We start from the raw sequence: 14,710 nt of genomic DNA on the forward strand, positions 1-14,710 counted from the left end.
TATGCCACCGAGGGGGATCGAGGGGCCGGGGAACCAACCCCCCTATCTTGCGGGGTAGCTCGCCCGGAGAAAAGTCGCGGGGCCCGGGTTCACTGGTTGTGGTTGGTTGACGGCCTAGCGTACAACTTGTGTGGTATCCCTCACGCGACGTCGAGCCGTGTCGCCTTAGGATCCGTTAATGAGCGAGTCGGGCTTTCCCATCAAACCCGTATACGACGAGAGCGACCTTCCGGATCAGCTCGCGTCGCGCCTGGGTGTGCCGGGTGAGTACCCGTACACCCGCGGCGTCTACGGGACGATGTACACCTCCCGGCCGTGGACCATGCGACAGTACGCCGGATTCGGCACGGCCGCCGAATCCAACGCGCGCTACCACCAACTGCTCGCCGCCGGCACGACCGGCCTCTCCGTCGCGTTCGACCTGCCCACGCAGATGGGCTACGACTCGGACGACCCGATGGTGCACGGCGAGGTCGGCAAGGTCGGCGTGGCCATCGACTCGCTCGACGACATGCGGCTGCTCTTCGACGGGATCCCGCTCGACAAGGTCTCCACGTCGATGACGATCAACGCGCCCGCCTCGCTGCTGCTCCTGCTCTACCAGCTGGTGGCCGAGGAGCAGGGCGTGCCCGGCCCCGCGCTCAACGGCACGATCCAAAACGACATCCTGAAGGAGTACATCGCCCGCGGGACGTACATCTTCCCGCCGAAGCCCTCGCTGCGTCTTGTCGCCGACACGTTCGCGTACTGCCGCGCGGAGGTGCCGCGGTGGAACACGATCTCGATCTCCGGCTACCACATGGCCGAGGCGGGCGCGACGCCCGTGCAGGAGATCGCCTTCACGCTCGCCAACGGCGTCGAGTACGTGCGCACCGCCCTCGCCGCCGGCCTCGACGTCGACCACTTCGCGCCGCGCCTGTCGTTCTTCTTCGTGGCCCGCACCACACTGCTGGAGGAAGTGGCGAAGTTTCGCGCCGCCCGGCGGATCTGGGCGCGGCTCATGCGCGACGACTTCGGCGCGCGCGACCCGAAGTCGTGGATGCTCCGCTTCCACACCCAGACCGCGGGCGTGCAGCTGACCGCGCAGCAGCCCGAGGTCAACCTGGTACGGGTCGCGGTGCAGGGCCTCGCCGCGGTGCTCGGTGGCACGCAGTCGTTGCACACCAACAGTTTCGACGAAGCGATCGCGCTTCCGACCGAAAAGGCGGCCCGCCTCGCGCTGCGCACGCAACAGGTGCTGGCGTACGAGACCGACCTGACGTCCACAGTGGATCCGTTCGCGGGGTCCTATGTGGTCGAAGCGATGACCGCCGAAATCGAGACGGCGGTGGTGGAGCTGATGGACCGCGTGTTCGCGCACGGCTCCTCGGTCGACGCGATCGAGACCGGCTTCCAAAAGCGGGAGATCGAGACCTCGGCGTACAAGGTGGCGCGGGAAATCGACGCGGGCGAGCGGATCGTCGTTGGCGTCAACAGGTTCGCGCTCGACGAAGAGGAGCCGTACGAGCCGCTGCGGGTCGACCCGACGATCGAAAAGGCGCAGGCGGCACGGCTGGCCGAGCTGCGCCGTTCGCGCGACACCGGCACGGTCGAGCGGGCGCTGGAGGACCTGCGAGCCGCGGCGAAGGGCACCGAAAACGTGCTTTATCCGATGCGTGAGGCGTTGCGCGCGCGTGCCACCGTGGGAGAAGTCAGCGGAGCACTTCGTGAGGTCTGGGGCGTCTACCGCCCGTCGGATCGATTTTGATCTTTTCGGCGGGATTGCCGAACGATCCGTGAATGTGAGCCGTACTCACGGGGTATCCGTGATTGACGGACGGGATGTGCGGGCGGTGGGGCGCCGGCGTGCCACTGTTGGCCATCCGCCGATCGCGTTCGTCCGCGTGGGTGGCGCGCCCGCCCAGGCGGGCAAATTTGAGTGGATTTACTGGTTTGCGAACTGGCCGACGTGACCGACGAGACCGTCACGCGTTGTAGGAGGTGTGGGACACTTGGGGTCGTTAGAAGGCGACACAAACCGTGTTCCGCAGCTTGCCGAACGCTCCTACCTGGGCTTACGTAACGCTCCGCGAGCCCACCGCTACCAGAACGATGTTGCGCAGCGTCACCGTTCTGGGTCTAGGCTGTCCGAGTCCTATCCCATCCACAGTGATCGAGAATTCGACGTGACGAGTGCGTTGACGCTGTCCTCGAGTGGCAGCCCGCTGGCATCGTCGTGGCCCGAGACACCACCCGGGGCCGACCCGCTGCCAGGCCAGCTAGACCGATGGCTCGCCTCCCGGGGCGCCGAGCTGGTAGCCGTACGACGTCACATTCACGCCCATCCGGAGCTTTCCAACCAGGAGTTCGAGACCGCCGCGCTGGTCGCCCGCGAGCTCGCTGTGGCGGGGCTCTCACCGCGCTTCCTGCCCAAGGGCAACGGCGTGATCTGCGACATCGGCGAGGGTGACCGGGCGATCGCGCTCCGCGCTGACCTCGACGCGCTTCCGCTGATGGACACAAAGGACGTTCCGTACCGGTCCACTGTGGATAACGTGGCGCACGCGTGTGGTCACGATGTGCACACGACGATCCTGCTGGGCGTCGGCCTCGCGCTGGCCCAGCTCGCCGAGCGCGGCGAGCTGCCCGGCCGCGTGCGGCTGCTCTTCCAGCCGGCCGAGGAGCAGATCCCGTCCGGCGCGCCCGACGTGATCGCCGCTGGCGGCCTCAAAGACGTGGCGGGCATCTACGCCCTGCACTGCGCGCCCCAGCTGCCCACCGGGCTCGTGGGGGTGCGTTCCGGCCCGTTCACCGCGGCGGCCGACACGGTCGAGGTCCGGCTGAGCGGCCGCGGCGGCCACACCGCCCGCCCGCACCTGACCGCCGACCTCGTGCACGCACTCGGCCGCGTGATCGTCGACGTGCCGTCGCTGCTCGACCGCCGGGTCGACCCGCGCGCCGGCGTCTCCATGGTCTGGGGCCGCGTGCACGCCGGCGAGGCATACAACGCGATCCCGTCCGAGGGCAGCCTCAAGGGCACCGTGCGGGTGCTCAACCGCGAGGCCTGGCGCGAGGCGCCCGAGCTGATCAAAAAGCTCGTCCAGGACGTGATCGCCGGCACCGGCGCGAACGCCGAGGTCATCTACACCCGCGGCGTCCCGCCGGTGATCAACGACCGCATGGCCTCCGCGATCATCGCGGGCGCGGCCGGCGCGGCGCTCGGTCCCGACCGGGTGGTCGAGGCCGAGATCAGCATGGGCGGCGAAGATTTCGCCTTCTATGTGGAGCAGGTCCCGGGCGCGATGATCCGGCTCGGCACCGGCATCCCGGGCGCCGACGCCCCGCTCGACATCCACCAGTCGGGCTTCGACGTCGACGAGCGCTGCATCGGCTACGGCGTGCGGGTGATGGTGCACACGGCCCTGGCCGCCCTGTCGACCCCGATGCTCTGACCCAAATCACACCCTAGGCCGCGCCCGCTCTCCGCGGGCGCGGCCTGTCTGTGCGAGCGGGCTGTCTGTGCGCGGGGCCGAAGATCAATTGGGCTACCGCGATGTCCGCTGTGGTCGATGCCGTTGCTCCCGCGGCCTCACCCATTCGCTGTTGGTCCCGGTTAGCCCCTTCACGCAAACCGGAATCGCGGTCCCATCACGTCTGGCCAAGGAGATCCGTCGCTGTGATCTCAAAGCGTTGGTGCGATAAGGAGATTCGGGCTACCACGGCGTCCGTCGTGGTCCGGACCGCTGCTCCCGCCGCCGCACCGTCCGCCGCTGGTCACGAACGGCCAGATCTTGGTACGCATGCGCCCCCGGAGGGGCCAATCCGTACCAAGATCTGGCGGGCCCGGTGGTAACCGCTGCCGATCATGGTCTTGCCCGGGGCTTGCATCGCGGGTCCGGCAGTGGAAGGCCGGGGGATTCGGCTCGGGCTACGAGCCGCCGACCGGGAGCGGTGCCCGCTGGAGCAAACGGCCTACAGGTGACGCGGATGTGGGCAAATATGTCTCCATCCATCTCACGAAGGGCGAGGCACCCCGACGCCGAAGGTCTTTAGAGATCTTTCGGAGTCGGGGGACCTGGCTATGGATTTCTGTTAGGACGAAGATTTGGGCTACCGCGATGTTCGTCGTGGTCCGGACCGCTGCTCTTAACGGCGAGGGCGGACAGCGGAACTTCGTCGCGGACAGTAACGGCCACGGGGGTATGCGAACAGCGCGCAGTTGAGATCCAGGAGAGTTTGGGCGTTATTTCAGCCCTAAGTCCGCTAGATCTCGAAGTCCCGGCCCTCGGGCTGGCTACGGTGCGTCAGCGCGGCGGAGGGTAGGGGTCTGCACCGCCCGCGAAGATCCTCCGGGCTTGTCCCGCGGACCCGGCAGTGGACGGCCGGGGATGTCGGCTCGCCCGCGAGCCGCCGGCCGGGAGCGGTGCCCGCGGGAGCATACGGTCCGCGGCTGACGCGGGCGTGGGAAAATTCTGCCCTGGAAGTAACGCCAGGCCGGGCGGGACCCTGACTCCGAAAGGTCTCTAGAACCGCCATCCCAACGTCTTTGACGTTGCGTCACCAACGGGGAGCAGTACTCACGTGGCCACGCTCAAGTGTTTGAAATGGCTTCACGGCCCGGGAGCCGGCGGCTTGGCCGGCTCCCTCGGTCGGCGGGCTAGGGAGATGGCGGCGTCGGTGCTGGTGTTTGTGGAGCGGGCATCGCGCGGAGCCGCTGGCGGTGGTGGCGCCGGGCGAGCCACACCGTCCCCAGCACGACCGGGACGATCACGATCAGCCAGGGGAGCAGCAGGCCCACGATCGTCAGCAGCAGGACCAGCGCTCCCACCAGGCCGGTCCAGCCGGCCTTGAGGCCGGTCATGAAGCCGATCTCGTCGTCGTCTTCCGTGACGACCTCGGCCTGTGGGGCCAGCAGCGTCACGGTGATCGTGGAGAGGGCGGTGAGGTCGTCCATCCGGCGCTTCTTGGCCTCCAGCGAGGCAAGGTCGGCCTCCCGCTTGGCCAGCTCGCCCTCCAGCATCACGAGGTCGCTGAGCGACTTGGCCTGTGCGAGCAGCCGCCGGCCGCTGTCCACCCGGGCTCGCTGGCTGCTGATCCGGGCGTCCAGATCGAGCGCCTCCTCGGTGACGTCTTCGGTGGTGATGTCGCGTTGCTGCTGGTCGCCGAGCTTGGCGAGCTGGTCGACCACCGCGCCGAACTTGGGGGCCGGCACCCGCAGCACGATCGTGGCCTCGGCGTACGAGTCGTTGCTCGACCGTTTGTCGCCGCCGACGAAGCCGCCCGAGCCGGTGGCGATCGACGTGGCCTGCGCGGCGGCGGCGCCCACGTCCTTCACCCGCACCGTGATCGAGCCGGTGTAGATGATCGCCCGGTCGTCCAGGCGGTACTTCACCGGAGCGCCCGCGTCGGCATCCGCGCCCGGCTTCTCCGCCGCATTCGGAGCCGCATCCGCCCCTTGGGCGGGTGCCGGAGCCGCCTCGTCGACGGACGAACTGGCCGAATCCGAGCCACCCTCACCGCCACAGCCTGCCGCGACGAAAGCCACCACGCCGGCCGCGAGCGCGACCCTCCACAACTTCTTCCTGTGCGACATCTATCTGCCCCCTGACGGATCCGTGTCTGCCACTGGTGTTTCCTGGGACGAGCCCCGACCGTCCGCCGGTTCCGGCAGACTGCCTTGCGGGTAGTCACGGTTGGAGGACGAGGAGGTCACGATGCGGTTGACGAAGTACGGTCACTCCTGCGTACGGATCGAGCGCGACGGTGCGGTCCTGGTCATCGACCCCGGCGAGTTCAGCGGGCGGGAGCCGCTCGACGGGGCGGACGCCGTGCTGGTCACGCACGAGCACCCCGACCACGTCGACGTGGAGGCGGTGGCCGAGGCGTGCGAGAAGAACCCGTCCCTCCGGGTCTACGCGCACGCGGGCACCGCGTCCACTCTGGACCGGCTGGGCGCCGCCGTGACCACTGTGGAGTCGGGCGACTCGTTTCAGGCGGCCGGCTTCGAGGTGAGCGCGTGGGGCGGGCTGCACGCGGTCAACCACCCGGAGATCCCGCGCGTATCCAACCTCGGCTACCTCGTCGAGGGTGAGATCTACCACCCGGGTGACTCGTTCGACCCGCCGTTCGGTGCCGAGGTCGGCACGCTGTTCGTGCCGGTGTCCGCGCCCTGGCTCAAGCTGGCCGAGGCGATCGAGTTCGCCCGCGCGGTGCGACCCCGCCGGGCGTACGCGCTGCACGACGGCGTCCTCAACGAGCGCGGCCTGAAGATCGTCAACACGCACCTGGGGCGCCTCTCCGGCACGGACTACGCTTGGCTGCCGCCCGGGACTACGATCAACTGATGCGCGGCGACGTCGGCGAGCGCCTGTACAGCGCACCTCCGGAGGGCTTCGTCGCCGCCCGGGACGAGGCGGTGGCGGCGGCCAAGGAGGCGGGCGACCTCGATGCCGCGCGCGAGATCGCCAAGCTGCGCAAGCCCACCGTCGCCGCCTGGATCGTCAACCTGCTCGCGATCCAGCGGCCCGACCTGATGGGTGAGCTCGTCGAGCTGTCCCGCGCGCTCCGCGCCGCCCAGCGCGACCTCAAGGGTCCGCAGCTGCGTGAGCTGTCGGCGCAGCGGCGGCAGGCGGTCACCAGCCTCGTCAACGAGGCCCGCAAGCTCGCCCTCAAAGCGGATCCGGCGCTGTCCCGGGCCAAGCTGCCGCTGGGCGAGGTGGAAAACACCCTCACGGCCGCGCTGTCCGATGAGGACGTCGCCACCCAAGTGCGCTCCGGCCGGCTGGTGCGCGCCGCCGCGTACGCGGGTTTCGGCGAGGTGCCGCGACCACAGCTGCGGCTGGTGACGGCGGGAGAGGAGGCGGTGGCGCCGGAGCGGCCGGCCCAGCGCGCCGAAGACCAGACCGGTCCACTTGAGAGGGAGCTGGCCGCCGCCCGCACCGCGCAGAAAAAGGCCGAGTCCGACCTGGAGCGGGCCGTCAAGGCCGAGCAGCGGGGCGTCGACGACCTGGCCGACATCGAGGCCGAACTGGCCGAAGTGGAGCGCCGTCGCGCCGCCGCCGAAGAGGAGCTGAGCCGCCGCAAGCTGGCCCGCAAGGCGGCCGAGCGGGCGGTGGCGACGGCCCGGCGGCACACCGGCGACGTGGAGGGCGCACTGGAGGCTCTCGACCCGGACCGCATCGGAAGGGCACAATCTGGCGAGTGACCCCCGAACAGGCCGCAGCCGCCGCGAAGGCGGGCGTCCTGGAGCTGGGTGGGGCATTCAGCGAAGACCCGCGTACGCTGCGGCGCGCCCGCATGATGGGCCTGTCCGGCTGGGCGTTCTACGTCGCCGGACGGGGCGGTGCGCTGGGCGACGTGCGCACCGACACCGTGGCCGCGGCGCTCGGCTTCATCGCGCCCGACGCGGTGGTCGACGGGTGGGAGGCCGCCCGCCGGGTCGTGCCGCCCATGGAGGTGGCCGCCAAGCGGCTGGCCGAGTGCTGCCGGTGGGGCATCGAGCACCTGGAGGGCTTCCCGCGCGTGGGGCGCATCGTAGAGCTGGTCCAGCGCATCGTGGTGTCCGCCGACCCCGCTGGGATGCCCCTGTTCGCGGCATGGCGCGCGATGCCCGTGCCCGAAGACGCACCCGGGGCGCGCGCGGCCGTCCTCCTCCACCTCCTGCGGGAGTTTCGGGGCGGCGGCCACCTGCTCGCGGTGCGGGCGAGCGGGCTCACTCCACTTGAGGCGATCATCGCCGGGCCGGATGGCGAGGCGGGCGCGGTGGCCTTCGGCTGGCAGCCGCCCTACCCGCCGATCGGCCCGCTCGTGCGCCGTCGCATGTGGGCGGAGGCGGTCACCGACCGGATCACCGCGGACGCGTTTTCGGTGCTGGAGTCGGCCGAGCGGGTCGAGCTGGTGGGCCTGCTCGACAGCGCGCTCCGCCTGTTTCGCGACGAGCCGCCCACGCCACCCAACGGCCAGGCCTAGTGCGGTGGCCACAAACGTTGGCCGGCTTCGCCGGCCCGGGTGAGCCGCGGCCGAAGGCGGCCGCTCACCCGGTGAAGGTTTGTGGCCACCGCACTAGGGGGACGCGGTGTTCGTGGGGCGGCTGCGCAGCTCGGCCACGTAGTCGTCGGGCGCGCCCGCCTTCTCCGCCGCGTTGGCGATCTCGGAGAGGTACCACGCCGTCGGCATGCCGCCCTCGTACCCGTCGAAGACGTAGACCCACGCGGTCATCTCACCGTCCAGGGTGACCACTCGGACGGTCAGCTTGCGGTATGTCCCCGCCACGACGCCCTCGACCTCGTCGAGCTGGGACGCGTCCCAGGGGTGCACGTCGTAGAGCGCGACGAAGACCCGATCACCCGGTGACTCGACAATCGTGGTGACGGCTCCTTCCCAACCCAGCACCCCCTCGCCGGCGAAGGTGAGGCGCCAGCCTTCCAGCCAGCCGGTGCCCACCATGGGCGAATGCGGACAGTAAGCACGCATCCGTGCGGGATCGAGGTTTGAGCCATACGCGGCGTAATGACGCACGGCGATGACGATAGCCCGGCGGACCGGTGGGGGAGAATACGACAGAGCGTGTCGGATCCTTCTGGGGGGAAAATGAGTCGCATCGTGATCATCGGGGGCGGACCGGCGGGGTACGAGGCCGCACTCGTCGCCGCCCAGCTCGACGCCGATGTCACCGTCGTCGAGGCCGATGGGGCGGGCGGGGCGTGCGTCCTGTCCGACTGCGTGCCATCGAAGACCTTTATTGCCAGCTCAGACGTGGTGACCGGCTACCGCGACACGGATGAGTTCGGCGTCCACTCGGATGGCCTGGAGGCGGTGACGGTCGACGCCGAGGCGGTGCACTCGCGGGTCAAGCGGCTCGCCCTGGCCCAGTCCGGCGACATCCACGCCAAGCTGATCAAGGCGGGCGTCACCTTCGTACACGGTCGGGCGCGTCTCGGTGACGACACGCTCGGTCACACCCACCAGGTGAGGATCACGCCGGACGGCCGTGACTCGGAGTATTCGGTCGACGCCTCCACCGTGCTCGTCGCGACCGGCGCCACCCCGCGCGTGCTGCCCGACGCGGTGCCCGACGGCGAGCGGATCCTGACCTGGCGCCAGGTGTACGACCTGCCCGAGCTGCCCGACCACCTCATCGTGATCGGCTCCGGCGTGACCGGCGCCGAGTTCGCCAGCGCCTACCTGGCCATGGGCGTCAAGGTCACGCTCGTCTCCAGCCGCGACCGGGTCATGCCCCACGAAGACGCCGACGCCGCCGCGGTGATCGAGGAGGTCTTCCGCTCACGCGGCATGAGCGTGCTCGGCAACTCCCGCGCCAACGCGGTCCGCCGCGACGGCGACGGCGTGCGCGTAGAGCTCGCCGACGGCCGGGTGGTCGCCGGCTCGCACGCCCTGATGGCCGTCGGCTCGGTGCCCAACACCGCCGAGCTGGGCCTCGCCGACTACGGCGTGACCGTGGCCAAGGGCGGCTACCTCACGGTCGACCGCGTCTCCCGCACCAACGTGCCCGGCATCTACGCGGCCGGCGACTGCACCGGCGTGCTGCCACTGGCCAGCGTCGCCGCGATGCAGGGACGCATCGCGATGTGGCACGCGCTCGGCGAGGCCGTCCAGCCGCTGCGGCTGCGCACCGTCTCCGCCAACGTCTTCACCGACCCCGAGCTCGCGTCGGTCGGCGTCTCCCAGGGCGAGGTCGACTCCGGCAAGGTGCCGGCCCGCTCGGTGATGCTGCCGCTGTCCGGCAACGCCCGCGCCAAGATGCAGGACCTTCGCGACGGCTTCGTCAAGCTCTTCTGCCGGCCGGCGACCGGCCAGGTGGTCGGCGGCGTGGTGGTCGCGCCCAAGGCCAGCGAGCTGATCCTGCCGATCACGCTGGCGGTGGAAAACCGCCTCACCGTCGACCAGCTGGCCCACACGATCACCATCTACCCGTCACTGTCCGGCTCGATCGCGGAAGCCGGGCGGCAGCTCATGCTCCACGAGATCGATTGATTTGCCCGGGTCCGCGTGGGTTGCGGCCGCCGCTCCCGCCGGAGACCGCGGCGGTCGGCGGCTCGCGGGGCGAGCCGAGATCCCCGACCTCCGCTGCCATGTCCGCGCGCCAAGCCCACCCCACCCACCCCCAAGAGGGCAGCCCTCTTGGGCGTGAATTCCCGGCAGGGGTCCCGTGTACCCGCCCAGACGGTGACAGGGCTGCCCTCTTGGGGCAGGGCCGGTGGGCTTGGCGCGCGGACTAGGCCTTGGCGGGGTCTGGCTGCTCGGTGGGGGTGGGTGCGGGGCGGCTCAGGGCGAGGATCCAGCCGGCGGCGGCGAAGACCCCCGCCGCGAGGGCGGCGACCGCGACGAGTCGCCAGGCCGACTGGGTGAGCGCGGTGCCGCCGAGGTGGCCGACCACGCCCCCGTATGTCGCCCAGAGCAGCGCCGCCGCGCCCTCGTAGATCAGGAACAGGCGGGCGGGGTAGCGCACGCGCCCGGCCTGGAAGCAGGCGGCCATCCGCCCGCCGGGCACGAAGCGGCACAGCAGGATCACCATCGGCCCTGGGCGGCGCAGGCCCCGGGTGAAGCGGATGACGGCCTTGCGGGCTCGGCCGCGGGCCGGCACCGCGCGGGTCGCGTCCACCTGGCGGGCCGAGCGGCCCAGCAGGTAGCAGACCAGGTCGCCGCCGAAGACGCCGAGCGCGCCGACGCCGATCGTGACCGGGAGGCTGAGGTCGCCGTAGACGGTCAGGGCGCCGCCCGTGATCATCAGGGCCTGGGTGGGCACAACCGGGATGAAGGCGTCCATGGCCAGCAGCGCCATCAGCAGTAAATAGGCGGTCAGGGGCGAGGCGACGCTGGTGAGCAGGTCTGCCACGGCCACCTCCCTACGCGCCCCCGCGCCAGGATAGTTTCCGGCATGCCCGTCCCGGGCGCGATTTGCTCTCAGCGAGATCTCAGCTCGGCTTACCGGATACCGGCGTCCGGTAGGCGTACCGTTGCGGATGAGCGCAGAGCCCCCGCCGGGTCCCCCGTTCCTGGCGTGCCGCGCTCATCGGTCCGGCGGCAGGTCCCGTGCCGCCGGACCGGCCCAAGGAACACGGCGTGACCTGCATGGATGGGTCCTCGTAAGATCCTGTTACCCGGGCGCAACGAGATCGGCGTAGCGTCAGGCCATGGCGGACTTGTTCGAGGATTACCGCCTCGGCCCGGGGTGGGACGAGATGTTCGGCGAGCCAGGCATGCCCCGCTCCACGTACGAGGCCTTGCATGCCACCCTCCAGCCGCTGTCCAGCGCCGAGCTGGGCATCCGTGCGGAGGTGCTGGCGCGGGCGTTCCTCGATCAGGGCATCACTTTCGCCCTCAAAGGGGTGGAGCGCCCCTTTCCGCTCGATATCGTGCCGCGGATCATCGCCGCCGAGGAGTGGCGCACGGTCGAGGTTGGTGTGGCGCAGCGGATCCGGGCGCTGGAGGCCTTTCTCGACGACGTGTACGGCGCGTGTCAGGTGCTCGCCGACGGCGTCGTGCCCCGGCGGATCGTGGTCACCAGCGCACACTTCCACCGCGAGGCGGCCGGGATCAACCCGCACAACGGCGTGCGTATCCACGTCGCCGGTGTCGACCTGATCCGCGACGAGCAGGGCACGTTCCGGGTGCTGGAAGACAACGTGCGGGTGCCCTCCGGGGTCAGCTACGTGATGGAAAACCGGCGGGCGATGGCGCACGTGCTGCCCGAGGTGTTCGCCGCGACCCGGATCCAGCCCGTCGAGTCGTACCCCGGTCAGCTCTTGCGGGCCCTGCGCGCGGCCGCGCCGGTCGGGGTCAGCGAGCCCACGGTGGTGGTCCTGACGCCCGGCGTGCACAATTCGGCCTATTTCGAGCACGCGTTGCTGGCCCGCGAGATGGGCGTCGAGCTTGTCGAGGGGCGCGACCTGGTCTGCGTCGGCAACGAGGTGGCCATGCGCACGACGGCCGGCGAGCAGCGGGTCGACGTCATCTACCGGCGGATCGACGACGAGTTCCTCGACCCTGTGCACTTTCGGGCCGACTCGGTGATCGGATGCGCGGGCCTGCTCAACGCCGCCCGCGCCGGCCGGGTCACGATCGCCAACGCGGTGGGCAACGGGGTGGCCGACGACAAGCTGCTGTATACGTACGTGCCCGACCTCATCCGCTACTACCTCGACGAAGAGCCGATCCTGCCCAATGTGGAGACATACCGGCTCGACGACGACCCGGACGTCCGCGCGCACGTGCTCGACCGCCTCGACGAGCTGGTGCTCAAGCCGGTCGACGGCTCCGGCGGCGCGGGCATCGTGATCGGCTCGCAGGCCACCGACGAGCAGCTGGCCGCGGTGCGCTCGCTCATCGAGCAGGACCCGCGCGGGTGGATCGCGCAGCGCGAGGTGGCCCTGTCGATGGTGCCGACGCTGGTGGGCAACAGGTTGCGCGCCCGCCACGTCGACCTGCGGCCGTTCGCGGTCAACGACGGCGAGAAGGTGTGGGTGCTGCCCGGCGGGCTGACCCGGGTGGCGCTGCCCGAGGGCGCCCTGGTGGTCAACTCCAGCCAGGGCGGCGGTTCCAAAGACACGTGGGTGCTGACCGGGGCGGCGAGCCCGGTCGAGCCCGAGGCGGTGGAGGCGGAGCCGGTGGTGGTCGTGCCCAGCCCGCGCAGCCCCGATCCAGGCCCGGGGGCCGGTCCGGTGGCGGTGCAGCAGCAGCAACAGCAACAGTCCACCCGGGACGCCTCGTGCTGAGCCGCATCGCCGAGTCGCTCTACTGGATCGGCCGCTACGTCGAGCGCGCCGAAGACACCGCCCGCATCCTCGACGTACACCTGCACCGGATGCTGGCCGACCCGTGGGTCGACGAGCAGACAGCGTGCCGTTCGCTGCTGGGTGTCATGGGCGTCGCCACTGTGGATGCGCCGGCAACGTCCGGTCCGACGAGCGGAGCGACGAGGACGGACGTTGCCGGGGCCAGTGGCGCCCAAGCAGGTGGAGCTCCGATCGAGGCGCAGGTCTCCGCGGCCCGGGTGGTGGGCCTGCTGGGGCTCGACGAGCACAACCCCAGCTCGGTCGTCGGCGCGCTGGCCGCCGCCCGGGAAAACGCCCGCGGCGCGCGCGAGACCGTCTCCTCGGAGATGTGGGAGACGCTCAACGCGACCTGGCACGGCCTGCCCGACGCCCGGCGGAGGGTCGAGCAGCAGGGCGTGCACGCGTTCTTCCGGTGGGTGCGCGAGCGGTGTTCCGTGCTCGCCGGCCTGACCGACGCGACGATGAGCCGCGACGAGGGGTGGCTCTTCCTGGTGCTGGGCCGGAGCGTGGAGCGCGTCGACATGACCGCGCGGCTGCTCTCCACCCACGTGCGGGCCGGTGGCAGCATCCCCTCGTGGCTGACGCTGCTCCGGTCGTGCGGGGCGTGGGAGACCTATCTGCGTACCTACCGCGGCTCGCTCGCCGACCGGCACGCGGCCGAGTTCTTGCTGCTCGACCGCCTCTTCCCGCGCTCGGTCTTCGCCGCGCTCTCCAGCGCCGAGGCGTGCCTGAGCGAGCTGGAGCCCGACCACGGCCGCGCCGGGGTCGCCACCGACGCGCAGCGGATCGTCGGGCGTGCCCGCACCAACCTGGAGTTTCGCGGCGCCGACGAGCTGATGGCCGACCTCGGCTCGGTGCTCGCCTCGCTTGAGCGCACCTGTTCGCAGGTCAACGACGCGGTGTCACGCCGCTACTTCCGCCAGACGTCGGCGGTGCTCTGGGTGTCGGGGGCGGTGGCATGAGCGCGTCGAGCTGGCGGCTGCGCGTGCAGCACAAGACCGGTTTCACGTACGCGGGGACGGTGGCCGCCTCGTACAACGAGGCCCGCATGTCGCCGCGCAACGAGGCCCGCCAGGCGGTGCTCGACGCGCGGGTCGAGGTGTGGCCGCCGGCGCGCACCTACCGCTACGAAGACTACTGGGGCACGGTGGTCACCGCCTTCGACGTGCACGCGGCACACGAGACGCTCCAGGTGACCGCGACCGCGACGGTGGAGACCCTCCCGGCCGGCGACCTGATCCCGGCGGACGGCGGGGCGAGTTGGGCCGAGCTCGCCGTGCCGGAGACCGTCGACCGGTGGCACGAGCTGCTGTTGCCGACCCCGCGCACGGCGCTCGACGAAGACCTGACCAAGCTCGCCGAGCGGGTGCGCGGCGAGCATCCCAACCCGCACGCCGCCGCGCTGGCCACCTGCACGCTGGTGCGCGAAGAGGTCGAGTACGTGCCCGGCGCCACCGGCGTGCAGACCGACGCGGTGCAGGCGTGGCGGCAGCGCAAGGGCGTCTGCCAAGACATCAGCCACCTTGTCGTGGGGCTGTTGCAGGCCATGGGCATGCCGGCCCGCTACGTCTCCGGCTACCTGCACCCCTCGCCGGCCGCCGCCATCGGCGAGGCGGTCGTCGGCCAGAGCCACGCCTGGGTGGAGTGGTGGGTCGGCCGGTGGACGGCCTTCGACCCCACCAACGGCATCCCGATCGGCGAGCGACACGTCGTGGTGGGGCGCGGCCGCGAGTACGGCGACGTGCCACCGCTCAAGGGTGTCTACTCCGGGCCGGTAAACAGCGGGCAGGGTGTGGAAGTCACTGTCACGAGGCTCCGCTAGCCGCTATCCTGGGCCGCATGCGTAGCGCAGTAGTCACGACGACGCCGGGACGTCCCGGCGTGACCTCGTGATGCGCTAATCCTGAGGCCCCGGGCGAGACCGCCCAGGGGCCTTT

Annotated in this window: 12 protein-coding genes; 9 read left to right on the forward strand and 3 right to left on the reverse strand. The window is 70.8% G+C overall.

Translation table 11 applies throughout. The annotated features are described in order from the left end of the window. Positions 1-178 precede the first annotated feature (178 nt). Together ACTMTJ_RS31050 and ACTMTJ_RS31055 are read left to right on the forward strand one after the other, a co-directional pair. Entirely contained in the window at positions 179-1,747 is a 1,569-nt protein-coding gene (locus ACTMTJ_RS31050) for an acyl-CoA mutase large subunit family protein (RefSeq protein ID WP_441222178.1), read from the forward strand. A gap of 418 nt (positions 1,748-2,165) precedes the next feature. After that, entirely contained in the window at positions 2,166-3,431 is a 1,266-nt protein-coding gene (locus ACTMTJ_RS31055; RefSeq protein WP_441222180.1) for an amidohydrolase, read from the forward strand. Between the two features lie 1,205 nt (positions 3,432-4,636). Here the strand turns inward: ACTMTJ_RS31055 and ACTMTJ_RS31060 are convergent. After that, a complete protein-coding gene (locus ACTMTJ_RS31060) occupies positions 4,637-5,371 on the reverse strand; it encodes a DUF4349 domain-containing protein (protein WP_441222182.1) in 735 nt (244 codons plus the stop codon). 322 nt (positions 5,372-5,693) lie between these two features. Between ACTMTJ_RS31060 and ACTMTJ_RS31065 the strand changes: the two genes are divergently transcribed. Genes ACTMTJ_RS31065 through ACTMTJ_RS31075 form a run of 3 tightly spaced genes read left to right on the forward strand, consistent with a single transcriptional unit; the run spans position 5,694 to position 7,947 of the window. Next, positions 5,694-6,323, forward strand: coding sequence for an MBL fold metallo-hydrolase (locus ACTMTJ_RS31065; protein WP_441222183.1), 630 nt, complete (start codon positions 5,694-5,696; stop codon positions 6,321-6,323). After that, a complete protein-coding gene (locus tag ACTMTJ_RS31070) occupies positions 6,323-7,183 on the forward strand; it encodes a hypothetical protein (RefSeq protein ID WP_441222184.1) in 861 nt (286 codons plus the stop codon). The genes ACTMTJ_RS31065 and ACTMTJ_RS31070 overlap by 1 nt, the downstream gene beginning before the upstream one ends. After that, entirely contained in the window at positions 7,180-7,947 is a 768-nt protein-coding gene (locus ACTMTJ_RS31075; RefSeq protein ID WP_441222185.1) for an SCO6745 family protein, read from the forward strand. Before ACTMTJ_RS31070 ends, ACTMTJ_RS31075 begins: the two co-directional genes overlap by 4 nt. Positions 7,948-8,040: 93 nt before the next feature. On the opposite strand, the gene ACTMTJ_RS31080 is transcribed toward ACTMTJ_RS31075, so the two are convergent. Further along, on the reverse strand, positions 8,041-8,496 hold the full coding sequence (locus ACTMTJ_RS31080) for a gamma-glutamylcyclotransferase (RefSeq protein ID WP_441222186.1): 456 nt from the start codon (positions 8,494-8,496) through the stop codon (positions 8,041-8,043). Positions 8,497-8,568: 72 nt separating this feature from the next. Here ACTMTJ_RS31080 and ACTMTJ_RS31085 point away from each other — a divergent pair, with 72 nt between their 5' ends. Then, positions 8,569-9,972, forward strand: coding sequence for an NAD(P)H-quinone dehydrogenase (locus ACTMTJ_RS31085; protein ID WP_441222187.1), 1,404 nt, complete (start codon positions 8,569-8,571; stop codon positions 9,970-9,972). Positions 9,973-10,213: 241 nt separating this feature from the next. On the opposite strand, the gene ACTMTJ_RS31090 is transcribed toward ACTMTJ_RS31085, so the two are convergent. Further along, positions 10,214-10,834, reverse strand: a complete 621-nt coding sequence (locus ACTMTJ_RS31090; RefSeq protein ID WP_441222188.1) for a DedA family protein — start codon at positions 10,832-10,834, stop codon at positions 10,214-10,216. Positions 10,835-11,132: 298 nt separating this feature from the next. On the opposite strand from ACTMTJ_RS31090, the gene ACTMTJ_RS31095 reads away from it, so the two are divergent. Genes ACTMTJ_RS31095 through ACTMTJ_RS31105 form a run of 3 tightly spaced genes read left to right on the forward strand, consistent with a single transcriptional unit; the run spans position 11,133 to position 14,595 of the window. Continuing rightward, positions 11,133-12,713 (forward strand): circularly permuted type 2 ATP-grasp protein, encoded by a 1,581-nt coding sequence (locus ACTMTJ_RS31095; RefSeq protein WP_441222189.1) that lies wholly within the window; start codon positions 11,133-11,135, stop codon positions 12,711-12,713. Further along, the gene (locus ACTMTJ_RS31100) at positions 12,707-13,735 is read left to right on the forward strand and encodes an alpha-E domain-containing protein (RefSeq protein ID WP_441222190.1); all 1,029 of its coding nucleotides are present in this window, start codon (positions 12,707-12,709) and stop codon (positions 13,733-13,735) included. The genes ACTMTJ_RS31095 and ACTMTJ_RS31100 overlap by 7 nt, the downstream gene beginning before the upstream one ends. Next, on the forward strand, positions 13,732-14,595 hold the full coding sequence (locus ACTMTJ_RS31105; RefSeq protein ID WP_441222191.1) for a transglutaminase family protein: 864 nt from the start codon (positions 13,732-13,734) through the stop codon (positions 14,593-14,595). The genes ACTMTJ_RS31100 and ACTMTJ_RS31105 overlap by 4 nt, the downstream gene beginning before the upstream one ends. Positions 14,596-14,710: the final 115 nt, after the last annotated feature.

The organism is Phytohabitans sp. LJ34 (genome assembly GCF_052068095.1).
Taxonomy (GTDB): Bacteria; Actinomycetota; Actinomycetes; order Mycobacteriales; family Micromonosporaceae; genus Phytohabitans.

What these genes read in the sequence shown, in the direction of transcription:
- ACTMTJ_RS31050 (WP_441222178.1), top strand. Translation starts at nt 179, where the DNA reads ATGAGCGAGTCGGGCTTTCCCATCAAACCCGTATACGACGAGAGCGAC.
- ACTMTJ_RS31065 (WP_441222183.1), top strand. Translation starts at nt 5,694, where the DNA reads ATGCGGTTGACGAAGTACGGTCACTCCTGCGTACGGATCGAGCGCGAC.
- ACTMTJ_RS31070 (WP_441222184.1), top strand. Translation starts at nt 6,323, where the DNA reads ATGCGCGGCGACGTCGGCGAGCGCCTGTACAGCGCACCTCCGGAGGGC.
- ACTMTJ_RS31085 (WP_441222187.1), top strand. Translation starts at nt 8,569, where the DNA reads ATGAGTCGCATCGTGATCATCGGGGGCGGACCGGCGGGGTACGAGGCC.
- ACTMTJ_RS31095 (WP_441222189.1), top strand. Translation starts at nt 11,133, where the DNA reads ATGGCGGACTTGTTCGAGGATTACCGCCTCGGCCCGGGGTGGGACGAG.
- ACTMTJ_RS31105 (WP_441222191.1), top strand. Translation starts at nt 13,732, where the DNA reads ATGAGCGCGTCGAGCTGGCGGCTGCGCGTGCAGCACAAGACCGGTTTC.